At 40.2% G+C, this 24,790-nt stretch carries 23 protein-coding genes and 2 riboswitches; of the genes, 8 read left to right on the plus strand and 15 right to left on the minus strand.

Annotation, left to right across the window (positions count from 1 at the left end; genetic code table 11):
- Nucleotides 1-5 precede the first annotated feature (5 nt).
- Genes CRI88_RS14360 through CRI88_RS14405 form a run of 10 tightly spaced genes read right to left on the minus strand, consistent with a single transcriptional unit; the run spans nt 6 to nt 9,296 of the window.
- Nucleotides 6-1,127: a cobalt-precorrin 5A hydrolase gene (locus CRI88_RS14360; protein ID WP_089934741.1), complete on the minus strand. Its 1,122-nt coding sequence runs from the start codon at nt 1,125-1,127 to the stop codon at nt 6-8.
- Nucleotides 1,120-1,905 (minus strand): precorrin-4 C(11)-methyltransferase, encoded by a 786-nt coding sequence (cobM, locus tag CRI88_RS14365; protein WP_036120052.1) that lies wholly within the window; start codon nt 1,903-1,905, stop codon nt 1,120-1,122. Before cobM ends, CRI88_RS14360 begins: the two co-directional genes overlap by 8 nt.
- Nucleotides 1,905-2,612 carry a precorrin-2 C(20)-methyltransferase gene (gene cobI, locus CRI88_RS14370; RefSeq protein ID WP_058844517.1) on the minus strand — a complete coding sequence of 236 codons (708 nt, stop codon included), beginning with the start codon at nt 2,610-2,612 and terminating at the stop codon, nt 1,905-1,907. Before cobI ends, cobM begins: the two co-directional genes overlap by 1 nt.
- Nucleotides 2,605-3,825 (minus strand): precorrin-6y C5,15-methyltransferase (decarboxylating) subunit CbiE, encoded by a 1,221-nt coding sequence (gene cbiE, locus CRI88_RS14375; protein ID WP_089934739.1) that lies wholly within the window; start codon nt 3,823-3,825, stop codon nt 2,605-2,607. The genes cobI and cbiE overlap by 8 nt, the downstream gene beginning before the upstream one ends.
- On the minus strand, nt 3,782-4,915 hold the full coding sequence (locus CRI88_RS14380) for a cobalt-precorrin-5B (C(1))-methyltransferase (protein ID WP_036120040.1): 1,134 nt from the start codon (nt 4,913-4,915) through the stop codon (nt 3,782-3,784). Before CRI88_RS14380 ends, cbiE begins: the two co-directional genes overlap by 44 nt.
- Nucleotides 4,915-5,574, minus strand: a complete 660-nt coding sequence (locus CRI88_RS14385) for a precorrin-8X methylmutase (RefSeq protein ID WP_058844515.1) — start codon at nt 5,572-5,574, stop codon at nt 4,915-4,917. Before CRI88_RS14385 ends, CRI88_RS14380 begins: the two co-directional genes overlap by 1 nt.
- Before the next feature lie 12 nt (nt 5,575-5,586).
- Nucleotides 5,587-6,348 (minus strand): precorrin-6A reductase, encoded by a 762-nt coding sequence (cobK, locus tag CRI88_RS14390; RefSeq protein WP_089934737.1) that lies wholly within the window; start codon nt 6,346-6,348, stop codon nt 5,587-5,589.
- Entirely contained in the window at nt 6,345-7,238 is an 894-nt protein-coding gene (locus CRI88_RS14395; protein WP_101966771.1) for a sirohydrochlorin chelatase, read from the minus strand. The genes cobK and CRI88_RS14395 overlap by 4 nt, the downstream gene beginning before the upstream one ends.
- A gap of 14 nt (nt 7,239-7,252) precedes the next feature.
- Nucleotides 7,253-8,920, minus strand: a complete 1,668-nt coding sequence (cobJ, locus tag CRI88_RS14400; RefSeq protein WP_058844512.1) for a precorrin-3B C(17)-methyltransferase — start codon at nt 8,918-8,920, stop codon at nt 7,253-7,255.
- A gap of 4 nt (nt 8,921-8,924) precedes the next feature.
- On the minus strand, nt 8,925-9,296 hold the full coding sequence (locus tag CRI88_RS14405) for a (2Fe-2S) ferredoxin domain-containing protein (protein WP_036120017.1): 372 nt from the start codon (nt 9,294-9,296) through the stop codon (nt 8,925-8,927).
- Nucleotides 9,297-9,443: 147 nt separating this feature from the next.
- Nucleotides 9,444-9,625, minus strand: a riboswitch (cobalamin riboswitch).
- A 257-nt stretch (nt 9,626-9,882) separates the two neighbouring features.
- Nucleotides 9,883-10,067, plus strand: a riboswitch (cobalamin riboswitch).
- 143 nt (nt 10,068-10,210) lie between these two features.
- Between CRI88_RS14405 and CRI88_RS14410 the strand changes: the two genes are divergently transcribed.
- The 5 genes from CRI88_RS14410 to CRI88_RS14430 all read left to right on the plus strand — a co-directional run bounded on the left by CRI88_RS14410 (nt 10,211) and on the right by CRI88_RS14430 (nt 16,719).
- The gene (locus CRI88_RS14410; RefSeq protein WP_058844511.1) at nt 10,211-10,957 is read left to right on the plus strand and encodes an energy-coupling factor ABC transporter permease; all 747 of its coding nucleotides are present in this window, start codon (nt 10,211-10,213) and stop codon (nt 10,955-10,957) included.
- 3 nt (nt 10,958-10,960) lie between these two features.
- Nucleotides 10,961-11,233 carry an energy-coupling factor ABC transporter substrate-binding protein gene (locus CRI88_RS14415; protein WP_058844510.1) on the plus strand — a complete coding sequence of 91 codons (273 nt, stop codon included), beginning with the start codon at nt 10,961-10,963 and terminating at the stop codon, nt 11,231-11,233.
- 6 nt (nt 11,234-11,239) lie between these two features.
- On the plus strand, nt 11,240-12,013 hold the full coding sequence (gene cbiQ / locus CRI88_RS14420; protein WP_036120002.1) for a cobalt ECF transporter T component CbiQ: 774 nt from the start codon (nt 11,240-11,242) through the stop codon (nt 12,011-12,013).
- Nucleotides 12,010-12,846: an energy-coupling factor ABC transporter ATP-binding protein gene (locus CRI88_RS14425; protein ID WP_089934730.1), complete on the plus strand. Its 837-nt coding sequence runs from the start codon at nt 12,010-12,012 to the stop codon at nt 12,844-12,846. Before cbiQ ends, CRI88_RS14425 begins: the two co-directional genes overlap by 4 nt.
- 372 nt (nt 12,847-13,218) lie before the next feature.
- Nucleotides 13,219-16,719 carry a S8 family peptidase gene (locus CRI88_RS14430; RefSeq protein WP_089934728.1) on the plus strand — a complete coding sequence of 1,167 codons (3,501 nt, stop codon included), beginning with the start codon at nt 13,219-13,221 and terminating at the stop codon, nt 16,717-16,719.
- Nucleotides 16,720-16,820: 101 nt separating this feature from the next.
- On the opposite strand, the gene CRI88_RS14435 is transcribed toward CRI88_RS14430, so the two are convergent.
- A complete protein-coding gene (locus CRI88_RS14435; RefSeq protein WP_101966772.1) occupies nt 16,821-17,261 on the minus strand; it encodes a GNAT family N-acetyltransferase in 441 nt (146 codons plus the stop codon).
- Nucleotides 17,262-17,376: 115 nt separating this feature from the next.
- Nucleotides 17,377-18,465: a glycosyltransferase family 4 protein gene (locus tag CRI88_RS14440; RefSeq protein WP_089934724.1), complete on the minus strand. Its 1,089-nt coding sequence runs from the start codon at nt 18,463-18,465 to the stop codon at nt 17,377-17,379.
- 256 nt (nt 18,466-18,721) lie between these two features.
- Between CRI88_RS14440 and CRI88_RS14445 the strand changes: the two genes are divergently transcribed.
- Genes CRI88_RS14445 through CRI88_RS14455 form a run of 3 tightly spaced genes read left to right on the plus strand, consistent with a single transcriptional unit; the run spans nt 18,722 to nt 21,234 of the window.
- The gene (locus CRI88_RS14445; protein ID WP_089934723.1) at nt 18,722-19,321 is read left to right on the plus strand and encodes a glycosyltransferase family 2 protein; all 600 of its coding nucleotides are present in this window, start codon (nt 18,722-18,724) and stop codon (nt 19,319-19,321) included.
- A 30-nt stretch (nt 19,322-19,351) separates the two neighbouring features.
- Nucleotides 19,352-20,380: a polysaccharide biosynthesis protein gene (locus CRI88_RS14450; protein ID WP_089934761.1), complete on the plus strand. Its 1,029-nt coding sequence runs from the start codon at nt 19,352-19,354 to the stop codon at nt 20,378-20,380.
- Nucleotides 20,377-21,234 (plus strand): SDR family oxidoreductase, encoded by an 858-nt coding sequence (locus CRI88_RS14455; RefSeq protein ID WP_058844507.1) that lies wholly within the window; start codon nt 20,377-20,379, stop codon nt 21,232-21,234. The genes CRI88_RS14450 and CRI88_RS14455 overlap by 4 nt, the downstream gene beginning before the upstream one ends.
- A gap of 55 nt (nt 21,235-21,289) precedes the next feature.
- On the opposite strand, the gene CRI88_RS14460 is transcribed toward CRI88_RS14455, so the two are convergent.
- The 3 genes from CRI88_RS14460 to CRI88_RS14470 are packed head-to-tail and all read right to left on the minus strand — an operon-like array spanning nt 21,290 to nt 24,747.
- Complete coding sequence (locus CRI88_RS14460; RefSeq protein WP_089934759.1) at nt 21,290-22,042, minus strand: alpha/beta fold hydrolase; 753 nt, start codon at nt 22,040-22,042, stop codon at nt 21,290-21,292.
- A gap of 20 nt (nt 22,043-22,062) precedes the next feature.
- The gene (locus tag CRI88_RS14465; protein ID WP_036119957.1) at nt 22,063-23,301 is read right to left on the minus strand and encodes a DNA polymerase IV; all 1,239 of its coding nucleotides are present in this window, start codon (nt 23,299-23,301) and stop codon (nt 22,063-22,065) included.
- A gap of 48 nt (nt 23,302-23,349) precedes the next feature.
- A complete protein-coding gene (locus CRI88_RS14470; RefSeq protein ID WP_058844506.1) occupies nt 23,350-24,747 on the minus strand; it encodes an aminotransferase-like domain-containing protein in 1,398 nt (465 codons plus the stop codon).
- Between the last annotated feature and the right edge of the window lie 43 nt (nt 24,748-24,790).

The raw sequence follows: 24,790 nt of genomic DNA on the forward strand, positions 1-24,790 counted from the left end.
CCTCCTTAAAATAGGTATCTCGCAACTGAAATCGTAGCATTACCCGATTTCTTCTTTTCTAATAGGAGTGACTTGACCTGTGCATAACGCATAGCCGCTGGTTCACTCACACCATAGGCACCTGTATATTTAAAGACTGTTTCAGAAGGGGAAGGAAATTCGATTTGATTTAATTCCGCCGGGGTATAAGTGACGAACTCCCAATCATATTTCTTGGTAATATCTAAAAAACATTGTTCATCTTTTTTTAAATCAATCGTGCATAATGCCTTCACACTTTTTTTCGAAAGCTTTAGCTCTGCCAAGGTTTCATCAATCACTTGTTCAATTTCTTCCACAGATGTCCCACGATTACAGCCCATACCGAGCACAATAGATTTTGGTCGATAAATAACACCGTTTTCTAGAAGAATCTCTTCCTCTTGTTCTATGATTCGATCCGTTATTAATAGCGTGGCATGAGGTTTAGCCTCGATGGCTGCCTGTGTGGATGGATAGATTTTGATTTGCTCTGGCATGGCAGTATCACGCATCCACCAATCGCGCTCACCCGTTTCCTGCACAATGGCCACACGCTCCTCATTTACAACGGAAGCACTCACTGGTGTCAATTTGTCGGCACTATCCCATACCCACCCAAAACGGGCGCCAAATAAGTCAACAGGAATCGTCTTTTGCACATCAGAAGCTGTTGTAATAATTGGATTTGCACCAAGTGCCGCTGCCACCTCATGCGTTAGCTCATTGGCACCGCCAAGATGCCCTGATAATACGCTAATGACATTGTCGCCTCGATCATCAATTACGACAACGCCAGGGTCTGTCTTTTTATCCTTTAAAATGGGCGCAATCATGCGTACGACCGCACCGAGCGAAATGATTAAAATCAACCCTTTATATTGTTTAAATAGCGTTGGCAATAACAAGCGCACGGTACCTGTAAATAATTGAATATGCTTTTCTGCTTCATCGCCTTGCTCAAATTTACTCATATAATATAAATCACTCGCTGCAAAGGTTTGTTGCAGGCGACGTCCAATTTGAACACCATGCTTCGTAATGGCGACAACCGCATAAGGATTGCGTTGATCAACCTCTGGTAATACACCTTCCTGTAACTCAATCACTTGTCTTCACACCTTTTCTAAAGCCATGTGTAAAGGTTGCATCATATAACTTCGAACGATATTGATCCTTATCATGAATGTTCGGGTCTAATGCCCAACCAGCTAGAATCATTGCATGCTTACGAATACCATTTACACGCATTGCTTCATCTAATTCGATTAAAGTCGTACGCACGATCTTTTGATCTGGCCATGAAGCACGTTGAATAACTGCTACTGGCGTATCATCAGCCCAACCAGCACTTTGTAATTCTTTAACAATTTTTTTTGTAAGTGTTGCACTAAGGAATAAAGCAATTGTACAATGATGGCTCGCCAAGTCACGCAGCTTTTCAAATTCTGGGACAGGTGTACGTCCTTCTGCACGTGTTAAAATGAGGGTTTGTGTTAAATCAGGAATTGTGAGCTCTGCACCAATTGCCGCTGCTGATGCAAAAACAGAGCTAACCCCTGGAATCACTTCATACCCAATGCCTTCCTTTTTCAATAGAGCCACTTGCTCCATGATGGCACCATACATCGCTGGATCACCTGTATGCATACGAGCTACTGTTTTCCCAGCATTAACACGCTCCACCATAACGGCCACCATTTCCTCTAAATGCATGCCAGCAGTTCGAATGACCTCTGCATCAGGTTTGGCTTTCGCAATAAGCTCTTCACTCACTAATGAATCTGTGTACATGACAACGTCTGCTGTTTGCAGCATATGTAAACCTTTAACTGTAATTAAGTCTGGATCACCTGGACCAGCGCCAACTATATAGATTTTCTTCATTATTTACGCACCACCATTAATGTTAGATATTCTAATTCCACACCATCCAATTCACGAACATCCCAAATAACTTCTTCATCAGAAGTGACCTTCGTCACGACAGATGCTTTATCTAATAAATCTAGATCACGTAGCACCTCAAGCATTAAATCGATCACCTTTGCCACTTTAATAAAGACAACGGCATCATGACTTTCAATGGCTTCACGCATTGCTTCATAATCATCATGGGCAGGAATAATGGCCACTCGGTCATCGCCATCAGCTAAAGCAATCCCTAATCGAGACGCGGAGCCATTGAACGAAGAAATCCCTGGCACCGTACGGATTTCTACATCTGGATGCATGTCCTGCATCAACTTCATCATATGAATAAACGTACTATATAGTAACGGATCTCCCTCTGTTACAAAGGCTACATCCTTACCAGCTTGTAGTTTTTCGTAGACAAGTTCTACTGATTTTGTCCATTCACGTTCAAGGACAGCCTCATCTTTGGTCATAGGGAATACAAGGCCAAGCATATCTTTTTCGTCTGGATTAATATAAACATCGACAATGCGATGGGCATAGCTTTTACTACCTCTTAGCTTTTTTGGATAGGCAATAACAGGTGATTCCTGAATCACACGAAACGCCTTGACTGTAATTAATTCTGGATCGCCAGGACCAACGCCCAAGCCGTATAGTACACCTAGATTACTCATTATTTTCTTCCTTTCGATAAGCCGAAATAATATAAATTGGATTTAATGGTACAAAGCGTGTCATATCTAAAATAGGTTTGCTGCGCGCAAGCTGTGCCTGTAAAATATCAACCGCAAAGCCACAAGCCTTAAACGCTTCCACCGCTTTATATAAATTTTCAATGGTCGCTGCATTTAAGACAATACGACCGTTTGGCTTCAAACGACTACAGCATAACTGTAGTAACTCCACCATTTCGCCACCCGTACCACCAATGAAAATGGCATTAGGATCTGGGAAGCTGTCTAATCCCTCTGGTGCTTTACTATGAATCGCTGTGATATCAACACGGAACTTTTGCTGATTTTGAAGACAGTTGTCTAAATCAGGTGCATTTTTCTCTACAGCAAATACTTGACCCTCTGACGCAAGTTTTCCTGCCTCAATCGCCATAGAACCCGTACAAGTACCAATATCCCAAATAATGCTATTCTGTTGAAGCTGCATGGCCTGTAAGCTTAAAACACGTATTTCCTTTTTCGTGATCAGTCCTTTATCTGGCTTGCGTTGTGAAAACTCTTCATCATCAATCCCAAGCGTGTAACGTTTCGGTTCCATTATTTGTTGTAAAATCACGACATTTAATGGCGAATAATGAGCGCTTTCCATTTCATCTAACGAATACCAGCCACATTTTTCGTTTTCGCCCTGTAAATTTTCTGCAACAAACGCTCGGTATTCTGTCATACCAAAATGCTTTAAATAACGAGCGAGCGCATTGGGGCTATTATCAGCATCCGTTAAAAGCGCTACTTTCTTCTTCCCATCGATACGCTGTGCCAAGCCTTTCATTGGTCGTCCATGAATACTTGTGACATAGGCATCCTGCCAGCTTTCTCCCATCTTCGCAAAGGCCAGCTGAACAGAACTCATATATGGATAAACCTCAATATCTAGCTTTTTAGCTAGATAGCCCCCAATGCCATAAAATAATGGGTCGCCAGTGGCAAGGATTACCGTATTTCTTGTTTCCTTAGATAATCTTTCAACAAGTGCTGAAAGTCCCCCTTTAATGCTGATTTTTTCACCTGTAAAGTTCGGGAAAAAATCCAGTACTCGCTCACCACCAACAAGTACCTCACAGTCTTCAATCCACTCGAGGTATTGGGGAAATAAGCTTGCTAATCCGTTATCCCCGATCCCAATCAATTTCATCGATCGATGCAATGTCATCAGCCCTTCCTAATAATTGTCCCTGCATCGAATAAATCGATGTGGAAAGTGTTAAACCACCTTTTATATGATGGATAGAGGAATAACAGCACGCCTCACATAAATGATGAAAGAATGCATCATAGCCCTTCTCCATCATGATTTCACCTACTTGTGACGCTGTATTTGCCTCACGTACTTGCGCTATTGTTTCTCCATCTGCTCCTGTATCCTCTGCAAGTTGTGCTAAAAAGTTAAAATCGATTGGTGCACTTTTGGAATGAACCATCATGACACCTTGTGCCACCTTAGAAAATTTCCCCATCATACCGACAAGAGAAACTTGTTTGATACCGAGTCGCTTACAATGTTTTAAAGTAAAGCCGACAAAGTCGCCCATTTCAATAAAAGACTCTTCTGGTAAATCGGGGTATTGTTTCATCGCAAATTTTTCGCTGCGACCGCCTGTCGTTACCACTAAATGCTCACAACCAGCTTCTTTAGCTACACTAATGGCTTGTACAATACTTGCCATATACGCAGAACTCGAAAAAGGCACGACGGTTCCCCTTGTGCCTAAAATTGAGATGCCTCCAAGTATACCAAGTCGTCCATTTAACGTTTTTTTAGCGATTTCTTCTCCTTTAGGTACGGAAATCACTACGTTCACGCCTCGTGTAATGTGAAATTCGTCTAATACCCCTTGAACCGTGCTATGAATCATTTTACGTGGTACAGGATTAATGGCTGCCTCGCCAACAGGCACTGGTAAGCCAGGCTTTGTAACACGCCCGACCCCAATCCCTCCATCTAAATGAATTCCAGGTGTATCAGCCCAGCTCACTGTGCCAACAATAAGCGCCTGATGGGTCGCATCAGGATCATCACCAGCATCCTTAATCGTTTCACAGCTGACAGCATTTTCTTCAAATATGCATTTTTCAATTGTAAAGGTTGCATCCCGACCAATCGGTAAATGAATGGTACTCGTCTCCTGCTCTTCCTTTGTAATCAGAGCGAGCAATGCAGCCTTTGTTACCGCAGTTGCACAGGCTCCCGTTGTATAACCGTGACGCATGTCCTTGGGATCCTTTTTTGGCTTCCGCTCCATTATTTTTTCGCCTGTTCATCCGCTAATAGTGAAATGGCATTTAACGCGGCAACCGTCACTGTACTACCGCCTTTACGACCAACATTGGTAATGTACGGAATCCCTTCGAGTTTCAGCAATTCTTCTTTTGACTCGGCTGCTGACACGAAACCGACAGGCATACCGATAATTAAATCTGGTTTTGCTAAGCCTTCTTTAATTAAACGAATCAATTCTAGTAAGGCAGTTGGCGCATTACCAATTGCATAAATCCCACCTTCATGTAATTTTGTAGCCTTTTGCATGGAAATGATGGCACGAGTTGTATTTTGTTTTTTCGCTTCTACTGCGACATCTTCATCCGCTATATAACAATGTAAATCGCCACCATGCTTTTGGAAGCGTTTTTTACCAGAGCCACTTTCAATCATTTGAACATCTGCAATGACATGTCGTCCGGCAAGGATGGACTCAATCCCTGCTTCAATTGCACCAGGTGTAATGATGACACTGCGACCTAGCTCAAAATCCGCCGAAGCATGGATAATACGGCGCACAATCTTCCACTCGTCCTCTGAAAAATCATGATCGCCCATTTCCTCTGCAATAATCGAGAAACTATAATCGTAAATTTTATCTGGGTCTACCGTTAATGGTTTGAAATCTGTTTTAAAATCCATGGATAATGCCTCCTAAAGTGTATGTTGTACAGCCTGTAATATTTCTTCAAATGTTGAATATTGTTGGCCATATTGAATGGTTGGTCTTGCAATAAGAATCGTTTCAATATGACAGGCAAGAGCTGCCTCAAGCTTCTCATCAACTGAGCCAACTTTACCGCTTTCTTTGGTGATCATCAAAGTTACTCCATATTGACGAAACAATGCTTCATTTAATTCCTTTGAAAACGGACCTTGAATAGCTACAATATCTCGTTGTGCCACACCAAGTGCCTCACATTTTTCCATATTGTCCAGTCGTGGAAGCATGCGAGCAATTACTCTCGTATTTTCTAAGCCTTGTAAAACCTTTGTAAAAGTAGCAAGTGTTTTGCTGCCTGTTGTCAGCATGATGACACCTCGCTTTTTTGCCGCTAATTGGGCAGCCTCCTCATAATCCTTCACTATCGTAATGAGAGGATGCGCATAGTGTTCATGGGCACGCTCATAGCGAATATAAGGAACTTGTGCCTGTTCGGCCGCTGCCATTGCATTTTTAGAAGCTTCCTCAGCAAATGGATGAGAGGCATCAACCACCATTTGATAGCCTTGCTCTGTTATGATGGCTGCCATTTCCTCAGCTGTCAGTCGACCTATTAAATGTGGTAGGCCAACGTCAGCAAGACTAGAGGCTGCCGAATCAGTCACGACGGTAGCTGTTACCGCATGTCCTGCGCTTTGCAGGGCAAGGGCTAGATCCCTTGCATCACTCGTCCCTGCTAACATGAAAATCATTTTACTGGCTCCTCTTCATGGTGGTGGTCATGGTCATGATGGTGGTCGTGTCCGTGATCATGATGATGGTGATGATGGGCATGTCCATGAACTGCCGCATAGGCACGATAATTTTCTAAATCTTGCATGCCTGTAGATGTACCATTTATCGCTTGTTCAATACGCTCTAATAAAACATTTTGTAAACGTTCATGGTAGCCAAAATAATTGGCAATTTGAACAGTACAATCTGGATATTGTTCATTAAACTTCACACACATATCATTCATACGTTCCATTAAAATACCTGTGAATAAAAAGTATGGGAGCATGATGATTTTTTTCGCACCTAATTTAACACAGCGTTCAATACCTTCTTCAACACGTGGATCTGTTACGCCCATAAATGCACTTTCCACATATTTAACAGGTAATTTTTCCCATAAAAGTCGTGTAATTTTATAAAAATCACCATTTGCAGATGGATCACTGCCACCTCGTGCAATCAATAAAATGGCTGTATCTTGTTGCTCTTGTTCTGAATGAAAACCAATTTCCGCTAGACGATCTTGTAAAATCGCAAATATTTCATCATGAATGCCAATGGTTTGACCATAGGTAAATGTAATGTTCGGATAATGCTCACGCGCATGCTCGATCTCTGCTGGAATATGCAGCTTTGAATGGCCTGCATGAAGTAAAATAATCGGAATTACATGAACCTCTGTAGCCCCTTTCTTCACACAATTCGTAATGCCTTCTTCGATGTTCGGTGAAGCAAATTCTAGGAAACATGTTTCCACTAAAAATTGTGCATCAATACGCGGTGTCATTTGTTCAATAAATGTACGTACCTCATCATTTCCTGCTGCTAAACGGCTCCCATGGCCGACAAATAAAATAGCTTTCATCTCTTTTCTCCTCACTAGTCGCCGCACGGAGCTGGCTCTACTTTTATTTTGGAAGACATATCTTGATACGTAAAATGCAATATCTTTTTCACACGTTTAAAATATTTAAATAAACGTTCATTTGGGTGAGCATTTGCTTTATATTCTTCAATAATATCTGTAATTAGTGGAATCAGTTGTTCAGGCTCCAACCCTTCTACAACAGGCTGTGCTGCATGGGCCGTACGACCAACTGGCTTCGCCCCAATAAAGACATCAAATTTACTTTTGCGATAGACAATACCAATATCATCAAATACAGCCCGGTAACAGGCCATACCACAGCCGTTAAAACCGATATTTAATGTTTTCGGCAAAGACATTCCACCTAATTTTTGTTGTATTTCTTCTGCATAGGGAATCGAATCGGCCTTTTCACCATAGCAAAAATCACAAGCCTTCAAGGATAGCACATCACCAATCGGCGCTAATAAAAAGCCTACTTCCTGTAATTTCTCCGTGATACGTTCAGGGGCAGTCGTTGGGATTTTCAAATGGATTTGATGGTCTGGTGTATATTCCATCGTCCCCTCTTCCCCAACGACCTCTGCTAACGTCATCATTTGCTGAGGTGTGAAAAACTTATTCACCACTCCTGGGCTTACAGCTAATTCAAAAATGGATTCTATTTTTTGCTGTACAAGTTTCGGCGTTACTTTGACTGCACTTGTTCCTTTCACCATTGCGAGTGCCGCTGTAGCCATTTCAAGTGCTGTTTTTTTTGGCTTTGGCGTAGCGGCTACACTGGGTTTATTAAAACGCCCTGCATTAGGATCTGCTGTAAAGTCTTGTCGTGCAGTCCCTGTCTCTTGGTTCATTGCCCAAGGTTCATTTTCTTCACGTAAACGTTGATGTGGACGTAAGGGTTGTTTTTCTTCACCCAATGTATATTTACGTTGATAGCCACGTGGTGTAATCATTTTATTGTCATAGAAAAATGTCGACGAATTACCAATAATGACTGTCGTCAGCATTCCAATGTCATGCTCCAGCATTTCGGCTAATGTTGTCATCGTCACTTCTTGACGATCGCGGTAAGCACTTTTCACAAGTCCTACTGGTGTGTCAGGCGAACGATATTCTAAGAGAATGCGCTGTGCTTCGACAATTTGTCTTGTTCGGCGACCGCTTTTTGGGTTGTATAAAGCGATTACAAAATCCGCCATAGCGGCTGCCTCGACGCGCTTGGCAATTAAATTCCATGGTGTTAGATGGTCACTTAAACTAATCGTACAGGCATCATGCATAATCGGGGCACCAAGTAAGCTAGCACATGAATTGATGGCAGAAATACCAGGGACAATTTCTACCTCAATCCCCGTTGCTTCTGTCCAGCCTAGCTCAATCAATACCTCATACACTAATCCCGCCATACCATAGACACCCGCATCACCACTTGAAATGACTGAGACAATGCTTCCAGCCTCTGCTTGGCGCACCGCTTCCTGCGCACGGGACACCTCTTCGGTCATTCCAGTACTGACAATCGACTTCGCACTGACTAAATCTTGAATCAACTCCACGTAGGTTTTGTAGCCTATGATCATATCACTTTGTTGTAATGCCTCTACCGCCCGTGTCGTAATATGCTTAAAGTCTCCAGGTCCAAAGCCCACTACGAAAATTTTTCCTTTTTGCGCCATGTTGTTACCCCTCTTTCACCTTTTCGATCCCTTTAATGGCTGTCGTTTGTGCTGTACGCTGTAATGTACCTTCACGAAGTGTAAAGACATGTTCGTTGTATAAGGATTCATGATGTAAATCTTGTACAAGTGTTCTAGCATGCTCTGTTGATGGTACACGATACCAATTCCCTTGCGGATAGGCGATGACCACACAAGCATCCTTGCATCGTCCATTACAGCGCGTTCTTGTTGTATGTATCTCTTGATCAAGTGCTTGCTGTTGTATTTCTTCTCGAATAGCTAGGGTAATTTCCTCCCCACCTTTGTTCATGCAGCTACTACCATTACAAATAAAGAGATGTGTTTTCATCCCCTCTAAATTCCATGTTGTCATCTTCTGTCTCCCCTCATTTGCTTTCTGGAAAAAGAAAAACCTTTACTCTAATTACGAAGAGTAAAGGTTTTGTAGAAGCCAAATAAAAACGAATAAAATAAAATACAGGTACTCGCTCTTGCTTCAACTTCTCCCTCCGAAAAGTTTGCATGCACAATCAAATAAGCAGGTTTCCTGACTTAAGCTTCATTTTACTATCGCACCTTCCCAAGTTTGCACCAGTGGCTTTGCGATTTCATCAGCTATTACAGTAGCGGGGGCTGTATTGGATTTTCACCAATTTCCCTATTATCTCGAGTTATTCGAGCACTTATCGACGTTTTATATGAAATTTATTATCTTCTTAATAGAATAGAAAACTGTCTCTATCATATCTCATTATTTTAAAATTTCAATATTTCTATAAAAATTTATGACAATTTTATCAATTTTGTGTGTAGACCGGGTATAAAAATTATAATATCTCCCTATTTATGACAATTCAGTAGTTATCAGAATCTTCTCTATTGACCTTCAATTGAAAATATTTTTAAAAAAAGTATAGCATATTTATGGAAAATCATGTTACACTTTGTCGTGAAATCTCACAACTTAATGTTTTTTCGGTGTAAAATACTTATCATTTTGCTTAAAAGGGAAGCCGGTTTGAGTCCGGCGCGGTCCCGCCACTGTATTAGGGAGCTTTATAGAACATGTCACTGTCCAACGGATGGGAAGACCTATAAAGTGTTGAACTAGAGCCAGGAGACCTGCCGAAAAATATGTGATCGTTTCAGCCTACGAGGATAGGTGTGCGGCTTAGCAGATGAGAATGTTATTTGCTTTTTTAGCTATGCACTTTTCCAACAACGGAGAAGTGCTTTTTTATTTACGCACGCTACATTCTAAAAATCTATTAGTAAGGAGGAAAGCTTTTGAAATTTTCATGGTGGAAACTTAGTTATTTTTTATTGGCCTTTTTACTCGTGCCAAAACGTGCCTTTGCTATGCATATCATGGAAGGTTTTTTACCAATCGAATGGGCTATTTTTTGGTGGGTCATCTCTATCCCATTTATTATTCTAGGATTGCGCTCCATTCGCAAAACAATTGAAGAAAACCCTGAAACCAAAATGCTTTTAGGTCTTTCAGGAGCCTTTGCTTTTGTGCTGTCGGCGTTAAAAATCCCTTCGGTTACAGGTAGTTGCTCCCACCCAACTGGTGTTGGACTTGGAACGGTTTTATTCGGACCTCTCGCTATGAGTGTCATCGGAACGATTGTTTTATTATTCCAATCTTTATTATTAGCACATGGTGGGATTACCACTTTAGGAGCGAACGCCTTCTCTATGGCGATTGTAGGCCCATTTATTGCTTACTTTGTCTTTAAAGGGGCTCAAAAAATAGGGTTGTCATTTTCACTAGCTGTTTTTTTTGCTGCGATGCTTGGTGACTTAAGTACATATGTTGTGACTTCTGTACAGTTAGCATTAGCCTTCCCTTCAGAGGTTGGCGGCTTTATGGCATCGTTTACAAAGTTCGCAGGTATTTTTGCCTTAACTCAAATTCCGTTAGCGGTGAGTGAAGGAATTTTAACGGTCATTGTGATGAATTTCTTGAAAAAGTACAATGTCAGCGAATTAAAAATGTTGCGTGTTTTCTCAACAAAGGAGGCACATTAGTAGATGAAACGAAATTTATTACTATTAGCGATTGTTGTGCTGTTAGCTATCATCCCATTGTTTATACAAAAAGGTGCAGAATTTGGTGGTGCTGATGGAGAGGCAGAAGCAGCCATTGGCGAAATCAATGCAGAATATGAACCGTGGTTTGAAAGCTTATGGGAGCCACCAAGTGGTGAAATTGAAAGCTTATTATTCGTGCTACAGGCAGCTATTGGAGCTGGTTTTATTGGCTACTTCATCGGCTATATGCGCGGCAAGCATAAAGAAGGTTAACCCGTTATGTTACTCATTGATAAGTATGCGTATCTTAATAAGCTAGCGTCCGTTCATCCGCTAGAAAAAATGATATTTTCAATTGGTCTACTTCTCGTAACGCTCATCATGAGAGATGAACGACTTTCACTCATTACATTTTTTGTAATGAGTGCTTTTATCATTTTAGGTGCAAAAATTCCGCTTACCTACTATGTTAAGTTATTATTGCTACCTGGATTTTTCTTACTAACAAGTCTTGTATCCATCTTGCTGTCAATCACACCAGCAACTCATGTATTACCTGCCCATCTGTGGTCTTTTACGTGGATGAATTGGACAATTTTCATCGGAAAAGCAAGTGCCCTGTCCGCCCAACAATTGTTCTTTATTGTCCTTGGCAGTAGTAGTTGTTTATACTTTTTAATTTTGACCACATCCGTACAAGGGATTTGCTATGTGCTCCGACAATGGCGACTGCCCTCTTTATTGGTTGAGCTTATTGAACTAACCTATCGTTTTATTTTTATATTTTTAGAAAGCATGTACAGAATACATCTTGCCCAGCAAGCGCGTCTTGGCTACCATTCTCCAATGCAATGGCTACGCTCCGTATCCATGCTTATTGTGGCGCTATTTGCTGAAATGTTTCAGCGTAGTCGTGAGCTTAATAATGCCATGCAGTCACGGGGTGGCGAAGCCGTCTACTGGCAAGAGATGGGCTCCTATAGCAAGAAAAATTGGCTAGGCATAGCGACACTATTCCTATTCCTCATTGTATATGGAGGGTACTTCTCATGACAGCATTCTATTTTGAACTAAACCGCTTGTCCTATGCCTATGCAGATGGTACGAAGGCATTGTCAGACATTACTTTACACATTCCAAAAGGAAAAAAAATTGCCATCCTTGGTCATAATGGCGCTGGAAAATCAACATTGTTTCAGCATCTTAATGGTATTTTACAACCGTCAGCTGGGACGATTGTTTTTGATGGCAACGAGCTTCAATATAGTCGAAAAGCTTTAAAGGCACTTCGCCAGCAAGTTGGCATTGTTTTTCAAGATGCGGATCATCAACTTTTTTCAGGTACTGTCAAGCAAGATATCGCATTTGGACCACTAAATCTTGGCTGGTCTACCGAAAAAATCGAAGAAAAAATAGCATGGGCTGTTGCGCAAACGGAAATAGGCGATTTACTCGAAAAACCTATTCACTTTCTAAGCGTAGGTCAGAAAAAGCGTGTGGCGATGGCAGGTGTTTTAGCGATGGAGCCCTCTATCCTCTTATTAGATGAGCCAACAGCAGGCCTTGACAATTATTATGCTACCCAAGTTCTACAGTACCTAGGTAAATTAGAAGACGGCGAAAGAACCATTTTACTTGCTACCCATGACATTCCCCTTGCTTATGAATGGGCGGATCAAATCATTGTCATGGAGGCAGGGAATATCATTTATAACGGAGACCCGATCGAGTTGTTTTATGAAGAAGAATTGCTGCAACGTGCACATCTCGAACGTCCATGGGTTTTTGATATGTTCATGACATTACAAAAAAAGAAGCTATTGCAGGAAAACATTACCCCCCCCCGCTCCAAGTATGAATTACAACAATTAATAGAACAATTGTAGACAAAAGTCATCGAGAAATTCTCTCTCGATGGCTTTATCATTTTTTATTTTCTTTCATATTCAAAAATTAGTAAACTACTACGAAATCAAAAGATTCGATTTATGTTAGCGATACGTCAAATTCGTTGCGATGTCTTTGATGGTTTGGCATGCCAAAAACATATTGGATAAACGTAAAAGAACGAAGCGTGCAATACTTGGAAGTCCATCAGCTGAATAGAGGCTTTCTACTAATTAGTTGTAAAACAAAAAACTTTAGACAATTCGAAGGAAAAAATAGTGAAAAATTTTCCTCCTTTACGAAACTTTTCTAATCTTTATCCGTATTAATAGAGTCGAGACTTAATTTATAACACCAAGGAGAGATAACAATTGAAAAGTTTGTTTAAAAAATCAGTCGCTATTGTAGCATCCGCTACACTAATGGTTCCAGCTGCTTCTGCCTTTGCTGAAGTACCTCAGCATAAAGCCAAGAATGTACTGGCAAGTAGTATGAAACAAACAGAGCAGAATGAAGAAAAATGGATGAGTAAGGATAAAATTGTTATCAAGCATTCAGGACTTGATAAAAATGTACATAAAAACATTGGCTCCAAAGTCATCCGCTCCATTCCTTCATTAGGCTATGATGTGGTACAACTGAATAAAGGCGTATCAATAGAAAAAGCAGTTGCTTACTATCTAAAGCAAGATGGCATTACAAGTGTATCTCCTAGCTATGTGTATCGCTCTTTTCAAACAGAAGTCGATCCAAAGAAACAAGAGATGTATCATTTAAACCTACTGCAAATGGATAAGGCACTAGAATTAGCGGGTGAGCATGATGTGACAGTCGCTGTCATTGATTCTGGTGTAGATTTTAAACACCCCGATCTAAAATCTCAAGTACTCCCACCCTATAATGCAGCAGCACCAGCGAATACTACTTATCCAGGTGATCACGGAACACATGTAGCTGGTATTATCGCCGCAGCTAAAGATAATGGCATAGGCGGACACGGTGTGAATCCGAAAGCGAAGCTACTACCCATTGACGTATTTAATGGCAAAGAAGGTGCAAATGATTTCATTATTGCACAAGGCATTTTGTATGCTATTGAACAGGGTGTTGACGTCATTAATATGAGTCTAGGAGGCTACGGGGAATCTCCACTGATGAAAGAAGCCGTTCAGAAAGCCGTTGACAGTGGTATTACAATTGTGGCAGCCGCGGGCAATGAATCAACAGATGAATACTCCTTCCCTGCTTCTTATGAGGGTGTTATTAGTGTAGGTTCAACGAATGAGCGCAACAAACTATCAAGCTATTCAAATTACGGACCGTCCGTTGATGTTGTTGCACCAGGTGAGGAAATTTATAGTACCGTTCATGATGACAAAAAAGGATCATCCTTCGTCAAATTCAGTGGTACATCCATGGCATCACCTGTAGTGGCAGGCGTCGCCTCTCTTCTTAAATCAAAATATCCACATTTAAAGCCGCATGAAATAGAGGCAATTTTGGAAATGACGGCACAAGATTTAGGAGCGAAAGGCTATGATCTTACCTACGGTCATGGACTAATCGATCCAGTCAAAGCATTGCAATTCGATTTAAATAAACTACCTAAACACTATTCAGAGTCGAAAGAAGAACGCATACAAAACGCTAAAGTTCTTGCTAAAAATACGTTAAATATCGAACATGGCGCTTTCGAGCAGCAAGATGAAAAGAAATGGTATAAAGTCGATTTAGACGCAAATGAATATGCTCAGCTAACATTAAAAGGTGCAAACAAATATGATTATGCCTTTGATTTATATTTCTACCCAAATAATCATAAGGGTGAAGTAGAGCCAATTCATGTCAATGATGTTCGCGTAGGAAAAAAAGAAGGTTATTTATTTAAAGCAGATCAAAAAGGGACGCTTTTAATTGCTGTCAAAGATCATAATGGTAGCTATAGCTTAAAAGGCAAATCTACTTACACGTTTACAGCACAAACGACGAAGAGCTTGCCAATTGATACATTAGATAAATCTACTATGGCGCCGATAAATAAGTTCCCTTATAGTACGGCAGGCAAAAACTATACCCTTCTGTCAAAAGATCAACAACGAGATCAAGATTATTTCACATTCTCTGTAAAAGAACCAACGACATTACAATTCGACCTGTCGGGTATTCCAGGTGTCACAGCCTCTATGGAGCTTTATCTTAAGGAAGACTTTCAGCCGATACCACCAGAAGAAGCTGAGCAAGCTAAAATTGATGACAGCGAGGAAGAACAAGCCTATCCTATGCAAACAGCAAATGGTACAGCGAAAGGTGAAGCAGTTAGCATGATTATCGATGCTGTACCGGATCAGGAATATGTTTTAAGTGTCTCTAATGACAGTAATAGTGAGTTTTCTATGGAAATGTTCTTTAGTGGTGGTATTGAAAAAGAAGAAACGGTTAGTGAATCGATGATTCCTTACACATTAAAAGGTGAAGTGGTTACCCTTCCACCAGACGAAGATGGGCTACCGCTAAATGAAGCCATGTTAGAAGAAGGAATGCCAGAGGGACAATTACCGATTACACCAAGTAAAACTAAAAAACGCAATGAAATTGACAGCCTAATGGGTATGCTAATGAATCCAACGGCGTCAGGGAATATAGAAAATGTTGAGCCGATTATAAAACAGGCTATACGTTTTGAAATTGGTGAAAATAAGAAAGCTTATTTCCAAACAGACTATGATGAGGATTATTTCTTATTTAAAACGAAGGAAGATGCCCTTTATAGTTTCAGCTTTATCAAAGGGATGAACCAAAAGCCTGCTGGTACCGTATTTGAATATGATGAGGAAGCAAAGGAATTAATCCCTGTTTCTTCCTTAACAAATGACCTTGGATTACTAGCACTACTGCTTGGTTCGACTGGAAATGAAAATGATGCAAAGGTCATCCCATTGAAAAAGGATAAAACCTATGTGGTCGCTGTTGTCAATGCTGGAGAACGATCTGCTGAACCTTATACGTTGAAAACAAAAAAAATCGGTGATATTCCAGCAGATTACAATCCAGACAATCATGAGGAAGCAAAAGCGCTGAAAGTTCAGCCAGGTACGACTTATAAAGACCATCTTATTTATCAAGATGATGTAGATTATTACTACTATAAGCAAGAAGGCAATGATGAAGTGATGAGTCTGCTTCTTTCTTCTACCCCATTTACAAATGAACAATTAGCTCAACTACCAAAAGAGCTTCAAAAAGAGTTAAAATTTGCTGGCTCTATTATAGAAGATACGAACGGCAATAAGAAAATTGATCCGAAAGAAATGGAAACAGAAATTCCATTTGGACTAAGCGATAATATTCTTGAATTATTACTTGGAATGGGTGGAACAACAGATGTAAATACATCCTTCAAAGCCAAAAAAGACCGCGGTTATTTTATCCTTGTCAACAGCATGGGTCTTGGTCAAGTGTCTGTACAACCGTATACTTTAACGATGTTCAACCATCAGCAAGCAGATGAAGATGCAGATTCTGAATTAGTGAATGGTGTACCAACAAAACCATCTGCCCTGACAAAAAAAGATGATAAATGGGTTGCAACTCAATATTTAAATGCAGGTATTCCTTTCGGTGATAAGGACTATTTTGAGTTTAATAATGTCCAAAAACGCGATGTCGTTTTTTCACTTCAAACAGAAAAAGCATTAGATGGTGTGATCCGAGTGATTGATGCGAACGGAAAAACCGTTAAAACCTTCGATCTTTACGGAGCTGGCGATACTGAAGTTGGTACAGTTGAACTACAAGCTGGTAAATACTATATTGAAGTCAGTGAGTATTATGGCAAAGCAAGCACACAACCATATACACTTGAAATTAAATAAGTAACATCAAGCAACATCCCCTAGATACTATTTGCTATCTAGGGGATGTTTTGATAAAAAAAAGCATCTTCATCCGAAGACGAGATGCTGGCAAGTTCCACCTACATAAAATATTTCACATAATTACAATATTCATCTTGCTTCATATGAAGCTTTTCATAGAGTTTACGTGCATTTACATTATCAGCCGCCGTTTGCAGTGTGACATAGCGAGCACCTTGCTGCTCACAATATCGAAAAACCTTTTCCATCAATGCCTTGCCCACCCCTAGGCCTCTAGCATCTTCTGTTACATAAATATCATTTAAAATATAGGCACATTGTAAAGCGATGGATGAAAATGTTGGATACAATTGTGTAAATCCAATCATCTTGCCATCTACCAATGCTACAAAAATAACAGACTCTTTTAAAGCCAATCGTAATTGTAAAAATGCCTTGGCGCTGCTTACATCTGGCTCGATCCCATAAAATTGACGATATTCATCAAACAGTTTTGATAAATCCTCTAGTTCATGCTTTGTCGCTTGTCGTATTTCCATTCCTGTCTCCCCTTGTGTCTTCCCATGATTGTCTAACATGATGAATCTAGTTTTTATTATATAGGAAATAATGGTATAAAGAAAAGAATAGTCTTCAAAATCGAGAGAGGATTGTTTATTCACTTAAATATTCAGCAACCCTTTTCACAATATGGCACCAATTTAATTCCTTTCGAGCAAATGCTTGAAGCTGTACACAAGTATCGGCCAGCAATGATTCCTGTGTGGCAACTTGCTGCAATGTCCGACCAATCCCCTCCCAATCATGTGTCGGATGAATTGTACCGAAGCGTTGTTGCATTGTAATATCGGCAGCCCCATCAACATCAGTAGTCACGATATAGCAGCCATTTTTAGCAGCCTCTGCAAAAACATGGGCATAGCATTCTACTACAGATGTTAAACAAAAAATTTTAGCCTTACGGTACTCTTCTTCTAATTGCACCTTATCATAAATAGGCCCTACCATCGTTACTTGAGCGGCAGTTGGATGGCCATCTAGCAACTGCCTTAGCTCCTCTTGATAGGAGGCAGACATCGGTCCTACTAAACGAAGCTCCCAGTCTGGAAGCTGGGCAGCTAGAAAGGCTTTGACTGTCAAAATCGTTTGCTTCTCTGGTGCATCTAAGCGTCCCACTGCTAAAATTCTATTTTCCTTGTCATGAAAGGACACAGGTGCTGTGGGAAAATGCTCATAAAAGCCATTGGGGATATGTTTAATCGCTAATTGCGAATACACTTGAATAGCGGTTTGAATGGACACACATTCGGAGGATAGCAGATCACATAATTGCAGTAGCTCTAAAAAGTATGGATAGGATTTTAATCGATGTAACCAAAATCGATTTACATCTAACTTCATATAAATTTTTCCTTGCGGATTATAATGCTGATAGGTTTTCAGAATGGCTAAATAAGATGGATACGGCCCTATGGCAAAGGCAATGTCAATGTCCTTTGCATGCTTGGCTAAATAAGCATTCATATTCGCCACATAATCCTTCTCAAATGGTATGGACTCAAATTTTACAGTTGGAAAGGCCTGTTGAAGAAGGGCTTCATTCATCTCTGTTGTCACAATACTTACTTCATAGCCTAATTCCTCCCCTAGCAAAATAGGCACGAGACACAAATCTTTGAAAATATGTGCATCAGACAGTTTATAAGATTCCACGCTACAAATAAATGCGATCCTTTTTGACATTGTATCCCTCTTTCTAAAAAAGCGCTCTAGCTAGTTTATGACCCTTCCTGCTAAACGTGCATACCTTAGTAAATTTTTGCCCCTATCCTGCTTGTTCTCTAGTAAACAGAAATCGTATACAGAAAAGCGTCTCTCTTAAAAACTTCCTAAAACAAGCAATTGCCTACAATAGCTCTATGTCCACGCATATTGTATTAAAGAATCTGCTCAGTCACATAGAAGAGCTCTACTACTAGATAAAGAATGGAGGGATAAAATGAAGATAAGTTTTTTATCACCTGCGTTTAATAGCGAAGAATGGATCTTAACAATGCTTGACAGTATTCCTAAAGAATATGCCTATGAAATTATCATTGTGGATGATGGTTCTACTGACAATACATTAGCCATTTTACAGGACTACCAAAAAAACTGTGCAGCTTTAAAAGTCATCGTGCATCCAACGAACCTTGGGGCTAGTGTTGCTTATAATCGCTGCATTGCAGAGGCGACAGGAGACTATATAGCCATCATCGATAGCGATGACCACTACTTGCCAGCTATTCGCAATGTATTAGCACAAGTGGATGGCACATTTGATGTTTACTATTACAACATGATCATTAAAAATGGCTTCGCCTTTATTAAAGATGAATCGAATCGCTATTCCTTACCCGGACAATTTAAAATCATTCGAAGAAGTTTAATTGGGGATGCAAAATTTACAATACGCAAAGATATAGCAGGAGATTGGGATTTTAATTGTGCCCTCATGGATAAAAATCCGACAAGTAAATATACAAACGAATTTGCTTACTGGTACAACTATCCTAGAGAAAACTCAGAATGTGATCTACACCAAAGAGGATTGAAATAAAAGCATGCAGGAGGTGTAATGAACCATACAATGTTTACAAATAAAATATTACTGATTACGGGAGGCACTGGCTCTTTTGGTAACGCTGTACTAAAGCGATTCCTCAATACGGATATTAAGGAAATTCGTATTTTTTCAAGGGATGAAAAAAAGCAAGATGATATGCGCAAGCTCTATCAGCATAGTAAAATCAAATTTTATATCGGAGATGTCCGTGATATTCAAAGCATCCATACCGCTATGTATAATGTGGACTATGTGTTCCATGCCGCTGCTCTTAAGCAAGTTCCCTCCTGCGAATTTTTCCCTTTAGAAGCTGTGAAAACTAATATTTTAGGAACCGATCATGTCCTAACAGCTGCCATTCAGGCTGGTGTCAAGAAAATGATCTGCCTCTCTACAGATAAAGCAGCCTACCCTGTCAATGCCATGGGAATATCCAAAGCGATGATGGAAAAAACGTTTATCGCTAAATCCCGAATGGTTGATCCTCATCGTACGCTCATTTGTGGCACTAGATATGGCAATGTTATGGCTTCACGGGGCTCTGTCATTCCCTTATTTATTGAACAAATAAAAGCTGGAAAGCCGTTAACGATTACAGATCCAAACATGACACGTTTTATGATGACTCTTGATGAGGCCGTTGAATTAGTATTGTACGCTTTCTCACATGCACAAAATGGAGATATTATGGTACAAAAATCTCCCGCAGCAACAATAGCCAATTTAGCTCAAGCATTACTTGAGATTTTTCAGGCAAACAATGCCATCCAAATTATTGGGACACGGCATGGGGAAAAAATGTATGAGGTATTATGTACAAAAGAAGAATCGGCAAAAGCCGTTGATATGGGCAATTTTTATCGAATCCCTGCAGATAATCGGGATTTAAATTATGGAAAATACCTCGATGAGGGCTCTCCTAAAATTACATTAACCGATGAATATAACTCCAACAATACACAACAATTAAGTGTGGCTGACATCAAAGAAAAATTATTGACATTACCGCTTATTCAAGAAGAGCTTCTTTATTGGACTGGAGGAACGCCATGAAATTCTTAGTGCTCGGCGCTACTGGCATGGCTGGCCATACCATTGCCATCTATTTATGTGAACAAGGGCATGATGTGACAACTTACGCTAGAACCCCTTTCCCATCTGGGAACCATATAATGGGCGATGTGATGGACGCTATATTTTTACGGTCGTTGTTAGTAGATCATGATTTTGATGTCGTCATTAATTGTATTGGTGTCTTAAACGAAGCTTGTACGGTATATCCTGCACAAAGCATTTGGCTGAATAGTTATTTACCGCATGCCATTGTCTCTCTCCTAGAAAACCGACAAACTAAGCTGATTCATCTAAGTACTGATTGCGTATTTTCAGGGAAAAATGCCCCCTACTATGAAACTAGCATAGGAGACGGTGAAACTTTTTATGATCGCACAAAAGGCTTGGGGGAGATTGAGCACAACAAGCATTTAACATTTCGTAACTCGATTATTGGCCCTGATTTAAAAAACGATGGCATCGGACTATTCAATTGGTTTATGCAACAAAAAGGTCCCATTCACGGTTATACGGGGGCTATTTGGACTGGAGTAACTACACTTACATTAGCAAAAGCCATTGAACGGGCTGTCCAAGAAGATTTAACAGGACTCTATCATCTCGTCAATACTACGAATATTTCAAAATACGACTTACTTCAACTATTGAATAAACACTTTATGGACAGCAACATAAAAATTCTTCCTCATCGGCTCGTTAATGTCAATAAAACATTAATGAATACTAGAAATGACTTCTCCTTTGTTGTCCCTGGCTATGAGGAAATGATTGTAGAGATGAAGGACTGGATGTTACAGCATAAAGATTTATATCCTCATTATTTTCAAGCTTAAATACACTTTTCCTGTCAACTCCATTATGAGTTTGAACATTCATAATGGAGCCCCCCTATTGAATCACTGTCCCCTCAGGTAGTTGACCATTCTTAATCCAATTTTCTACAAAATGGTTGAAAAATGCAGGTTGGGCTAATGATACTCCATGACCAATGTTGTGCAATATGACACCATGACTATTTGGATGACTTTGAACAAGGGCTTTAGCTGATTTTTTCATAATGCTTTTCTCTTTAGCTCCTACCGTTATTAAAATTTTCCCTTGGGCTTTATGAAAATCATGCGGGATGGAAAACAGCATATTTTCTCTCAAAATTTGAATCAATGTCTCTACTTTCATCGTAGCACTCTCTTGATAATAGCGTTCAAAATCAAGATCATTGATGTATAGAGCTTTAGCTTGAAGTTTCGCAAATGTTTTATTTTTTATAAGTGGAAATGTCAGCCGAATGAACGGTTGAAGCATCCATTCCATAGCTGGAGAAGGTATTACAAGTGCACTATTGATAATGGTAGAATCGATTAAACTAGGCTTTATACTTAGCATTTGAATAGCGATTTGTGCTCCTAAAGAGAATCCAATCAGTATGACGGGCTTTCCAGTCGCCTTTTCTTCTAGAAGCTGGAGAAGCTCTCTGGCACTCTGCTCAATGGAGAATACATCTTGTGACAACAGCTCTGGAACAACACAGTGATAATTTGAAAAATGCTGAACTTGTTGTTCCCACATCCAGCCACCGACTCCACCTCCATGAATAAACAGCATTAGAGGATTATGGACATCTCCATATGTTTTGTATCGCATGTATACACCTGCCTTCATTTTCAATCATGGTCATCTAAAAAATCCTTACTAAAGCTTGTTTGTGATTGATAGGATGAACGTTTCCCTAAATCTACACCACGTTTTATAACCCCCTTCCCAAAACGTCCCTCAATTTCATCCACGATTTTGAGAATAGGTTCATCTTTTACATGTTCTTGAAAATCAAATATTGATAATTGTTGCGAGTAATCCTTACGATCCACTACATTAGAAACCGTCACGCCTAAAAGCCTTACTGGAGACTCATCCCAATGCTTATCAAACAAGGCACAAGCAATGTCATAGATATCTTCAAAACGATAAAGAACATTAGACATTGTTTTTGATCGTGTGTGATTATGCCAACTTGCATCCCGTATTTGAATACTTACAGTGGAGCCCGCTAACCGTTTTGCCTCAAGTCGTTCAACCACCTTTTTACACAGACCTTCTATTGTTTTATGTAGTGCACGGACATCTGTTACATCTTCAGGTAAAGTTGTTGAATTTCCTACGCTTTTCGTATCAAAAACCGCTTCAGGATCGACCATACGTTGATCCACCCCATTAGCTCTTGCCCGCAGTCGCACACCATTCTTTCCTAAAATTTGCTTCATCCTAAACTCTTCCGTTTTCGCCAAATCACCAATCGTAAATATGCCATGTACATTTAATTTTTTGGCCGTACTAGCTCCAATTCCATGCATATCAACAACCTCTCGATGCCAAAGCTGCTGTTCAATATCCCGTATTCGTAGTACGGTAATTCCCAACGGTTTCTTCATATCAGAAGCTGTTTTTGCTAAAAATTTATTTGGTGCAATACCGATAGAGCAAGGTAAATCAAGCTCAGCTAAAATGCGCTCTTGTATTTCCTGGGCAATACTTAATGCATGTTGCTCCTTACTTAACGCTGTCACATCCATATAGCCCTCATCAATCGAAACAGGCTCCACTAAAGGAGTGTAGCTACGAAGAATGGTAAACATTTCTTTGGATGCTTGACGATATTTTTTAAAATCTGGAGGCAATAACAATAGTTCAGGACATTTACGCTTCGCTTCATGGACAGTCATTGTTGTATAAATGCCAAGCGCTCTTGCTTCATAGGAACAGGTTACTAAAATGCCACGTCGCTCTTTTGGGTTGCCCGCAATGGCGATTGGCTTCCCTTTTAAGCTTGGATCATGTGCTTGCTCTACCGAAGCATAGAAACTATTCATATCCACATGAAAAATAACACGCCCTTTATGCGTCATGTCCATCACCTCTTCTCTCTCTTAGCTTTATTATACGCTTGATGACCTTTAGTCAACAAATGCATAATCACCATTACTTTCTAGCAGATCCTTTAAAATAATTAAAGCTTGCTCCAGTTGAGCTTCTGGCGCTGCAATCGCTAAACGTACGGCATTCACTGGCTTTGTATTGCCTACAGCAAAACGTTCCGCTGCATAGACTTGTACGCCGGCTTTGGAGGCTAGCAATTCAAATTGAACTCCCGTAAATTTATCAGGCAAGTATAACCACCTAAAAATACATTCCTCCTCCCCTAAAATGTCGTAATCGCCTAAATATTTATTAACAAGCGCATTTTGCTGCTTCGCATATGCTCGGTGCTTTTCTAAAATCGTTTGTGCCACGCCTTCATGAATCAATCTTGCTGCTAGTTCCAGCATGAGCGGTGACACTGAAATATTGATATTATAGAGCGTTTCCATTATTTTTTTCCTTAATGCTGAAGGTGTCACAAGGAAAGATAAGCGTAAACCTGGCGAGAGCGTCTTGGACAGGCTAGCGATATAAATAACCTTATCGGGTGCAAAAGAAGCAATGGGTGCAAGTGGCTGTTCTTTAAGAAAGCTATAAATCGCATCCTCAATCACAAGCAAATCCTTCTGCCTAGCCACTTCAGCAATCATTTTTCGTGTCTCCACCGACATCGTATGTGTCGTTGGATTATGAAAATCAGGGATCACATAGATTCCTTTAATATGCTCATTTTTACAGGCATATAGCAATCCTTCTCTGGTCATTTCTCCTTGACATTGTTGAATAGCTACAAGCTGTATACCTAACATATTGGCTGCTGTTTTAATACCAGCATAAGTAATGGGATCTGTCCCAATACGGTCGCCTGGCTGAAATAAAGCTGCCAGTGTGCCCACAATGGCATTTTGTCCCCCTGCACCGAGCAAAATAGGCTGATCTGTTTGAAAATTCACCAATTCGAATAGCTTCATCACGGCTTCATTTTGCCAAGCATTGCCCTCAGGCCGACCATACTGAAATAGCTTGCTAAAACTAGGCTCGTTCAACATCTTTTTCATAAAGCGTGCAATATCATCATTGACCAGGTTGTCTGGTAAAACAGAACCCATTTCAATCATAGGTGTTGCATGATTGGCTGGCAGTAACATTTTATTGCTAGCCGCATCTGTGGAAACAAATGTCCCGCTGCCAATCGAGGCATAAATGAATCCTTTTTGTCCACACAGCTTAAAAGCTCGTGTAATGGTGCTTAAATTCACATCTAAAAAATCAGCTAATTCGCGTTGTGGAGGAAGTTTCGTTCCTGGCATTAGCTTTCCATCTTTTATGTCTTGTTCCAGTTGGTGCGCAATAGCTATATATAATGGGGCAGAAATATTGCGAATATCTGGCTTCCAACTCATTGGATACTCGTCAAATGAATTAATAGGCATTCACTAAGCCCTTCTTTCTCTTAATTTGCATACAATAGTTTAA

Source organism: Lysinibacillus fusiformis (assembly GCF_002845985.1).
Classification (GTDB): Bacteria; Bacillota; Bacilli; order Bacillales_A; family Planococcaceae; genus Lysinibacillus; species Lysinibacillus fusiformis_D.